At 42.2% G+C, this 2,903-nt stretch carries 2 protein-coding genes; both read right to left on the reverse strand.

The annotated features are described in order from the left end of the window. Positions 1 to 122 precede the first annotated feature (122 nt). Positions 123 to 1,817, reverse strand: coding sequence for an AAA family ATPase (locus DW677_RS07630; RefSeq protein ID WP_117551736.1), 1,695 nt, complete (start codon positions 1,815 to 1,817; stop codon positions 123 to 125). Between the two features lie 184 nt (positions 1,818 to 2,001). Next, positions 2,002 to 2,658 carry an HD domain-containing protein gene (locus DW677_RS07635; RefSeq protein ID WP_117469133.1) on the reverse strand — a complete coding sequence of 219 codons (657 nt, stop codon included), beginning with the start codon at positions 2,656 to 2,658 and terminating at the stop codon, positions 2,002 to 2,004. Positions 2,659 to 2,903: the final 245 nt, after the last annotated feature.

Genomic DNA, 2,903 nt, shown 5'->3' on the forward strand with positions numbered 1-2,903 from the left:
TTTTAGCCACAAGTGTTACAAAAAAGCTTGACCACAACAAATCTTGCGTTTACAACGAATATTTAACTCCTAATACCAAACATTCTGCTGCCTGCAAGATCCCTTTACATTTTATACAATTCTTACCTTTCCAGTACTTCTGCCATGCATGTTTTTTTATTGCATACGACTCCATAATACAGGATTCTTTTCATCCCTTCCTGTCGAAACTCATATCCATAGTCTTTATCCTGTATCTGCTTTAACGCTTTTTGAACCATTTCTTTCTCATGGCCTGCTTCCGCATATTTCACTTCAATAACAATTCCTGTGCCAGAATTTGAGATCCGGATCGTAATATCACTGAATCCGTCCCCTGACTCCCGGTTGGATCTGACGATCCAGTCACTCTTATAACTCAGAATTCCAAGCAGGATTCCCTGATAAAAGTTTTCTTTCCGCGAGTGCTGTACAAAAGTGTCTCTGATACTGATCGTCTGTCTCATATATTCTGTAAATAGAGCTTCTACCTGTTCTGCATTTCCCGCTTCCAATGCGCTGCAGAATGAATCGGCCATCGTTCCATCGTTCTTTACATTTTTCTGGAACATTTGCAAAATATGTTCTGTGATGATGTTGCGGATCTCCTGATTTGGAATTGCCAGATCATATCGGTTTCCAACCGGTTCCCCTCTCTGCGTTAAATACCCTGTCATAAACAAAGTACTCCAGAGATTGTCCATAGATGAATACAATTCCTTATAGGTAAGTTCCTGATTAATATTTTTTTGAACCGAACCACCATTGACAAGAAGTTCCAGTTCTTCTTTCGTTACTCCCGTCTGATCTTCCAGTCCATCAATAAAGTGGTAGATCATTTCATTTCCGCTTGTATTCAGCCAATAATTCTGAGGCGGAAGATATGGATCTTCAATATGGTCACTGCAATAATTGATCACATCCCACGGACAATAAACATCCGCTTTTCCGAATCGGTATCCATCATACCAGTTCTTTACTGTTTCATAATCCGAATCCAATTCGTAATAGTGAAGCATATCTCTCACTTCATCGTCTGTAAAACCGAAATATTCATCAAATGCAACTTTTGTGATTGGAAATATCTTAAAATTATTAAGTCCTGTAAATATACTCTCCTTGGCGACACGCAGACACCCAGTCAGGACCGCAAATTTCAAACTATCATTTGTTTTCAGAACATTCTCAAATAAGTTCCGAATCAGCAATGCCATCTCGTCATAATATCCATTCTCATTTGCCTTTGCCAACGGAACATCATACTCATCAATAAGGACAATGACTTTTCTGCCATAGCTTCGTTCGAGCAATTCCGAAAGTTCCTTTAAACTGTATACAAGTGTATCCTGCGTCATACCGCGGTCCATTAATTCTTCAAACAGCTTTTTGTCGACATCACTGAGTTTCTGGCTATCCAGGGAAATAAATGCCCGCCTCGTCTCTGCATTCATGATTTTTACAAGGCTGCTGCAGGCACCTGAAAAATCACTGGCATTTACACCTTTCAGGCTGATGGAGATCACAGGAAACTGACCCATATATTTTTCACATAGTGCTGACTTCTGCGAAATATACAATCCCCGGAAAAGTTCAGGGTCCGCCCCAATTTCAAAGAAGCTGCGGAGCATACTCATATTCAGTGACTTTCCGAAACGCCGCGGGCGTGTAAATAGGTTAGCCTTTCCCCACTGGCTCAAAAGCTGTTCGATCAATTTTGTTTTATCTACATAATAGAAATTATCTCTTCTTATTTCTTCGAAATTTTCGATTCCTACCGGAAGTTTCAAAAGCTCTGTCATATGTATCTCCTCCTTTCCCTGTGCTGTTTTCTTCATTTTACCATCTGGCATTTGCACATGCAAGTTGAATCATTTCACTCCACTCGTATTCTGCCGGAATTTCCTGTTACAAAAAAGCACTCTCAGTACAGGCCGATTACGGTCTGTTCCAAGAGTGTCTCTGATGCATATTCCATATTTTATTTTATACGATCTTACTTCCGTTCGCCGTCATCTTGAATTTCGCTCCGAGCATTTCACACGCACGGCGGCACATGAGCATGCGCTGTAAGAAGATCTCGAAGTACTCCAGCATGGAGCAGATGTTTTCGTCAATCTTCAGGTTCAGGGTGATCACTTTCTTTTCCTCATTTACCTTTAATTTTGCCTCTGTAACCGCATAGTTTACGCGGTCGTGGATATCAAAGGATGCCATCTCCTTCTGGCGGACGCGGTTTCTGCGTACATCCGTCTTGTCGGCGATGATAAGCGCCGCGGAGATCGGATCTACGGCTCCGCCCGTTGACTCATCATGGTTTCCGATCGCGGAGACGATGATCGCGCGGTCTGTGATCGGAAGATCCGTCTTTTCCAGGATCTGGGATGCCAGAAGGGCACCATACTCCGCATGGGCATGCCGGTTGATCGCATTTCCCATATCATGCATGAAACCGGCGATCTTCACCAGCTCGATATCGTGATCTGAGTAACCGAATTTCTTTAAGATCATTGCTGCCCGCTCCGCAACCATCGCGCAGTGCGCGTCCGAATGATCTGTAAATCCCATAGTCCCCAGATTGTCGTTTCCTTTTTTCAGGTAAGCTAAAACTTCCTCGTTTTTCTTGATTTCCTTATATGTCATATTCTTTTTCCTCTGCCGCAGTCGACCCAGCTCGTGACTGCTCTTTCTTTTTTCTCTCATTTTCACTTCTATATCATATAGCAGAAAAAAGAAACGAACAATCACGCTCCGGTAAAAGAATGTAAAATCTGTGTAAAGTGTTGCTGTACACGAGTAGGAATTTTCTAAACTGAAAATCCCGTACAATACAGTGGTGATAGTGGATTTTGCCGATTTGGAATGCGAAGCATCGGCAAAATCAGTTA

It is taken from the genome of Clostridium sp. AM25-23AC, from assembly GCF_003435125.1.
Taxonomy (GTDB): domain Bacteria; phylum Bacillota; class Clostridia; order Lachnospirales; family Lachnospiraceae; genus Pilosibacter; species Pilosibacter fragilis.

Bases quoted from the DNA above. Each gene is read 5' to 3' on its own strand.
- DW677_RS07630 (WP_117551736.1), bottom strand. From the start codon at position 1,817: ATGACAGAGCTTTTGAAACTTCCGGTAGGAATCGAAAATTTCGAAGAA.
- DW677_RS07635 (WP_117469133.1), bottom strand. From the start codon at position 2,658: ATGACATATAAGGAAATCAAGAAAAACGAGGAAGTTTTAGCTTACCTG.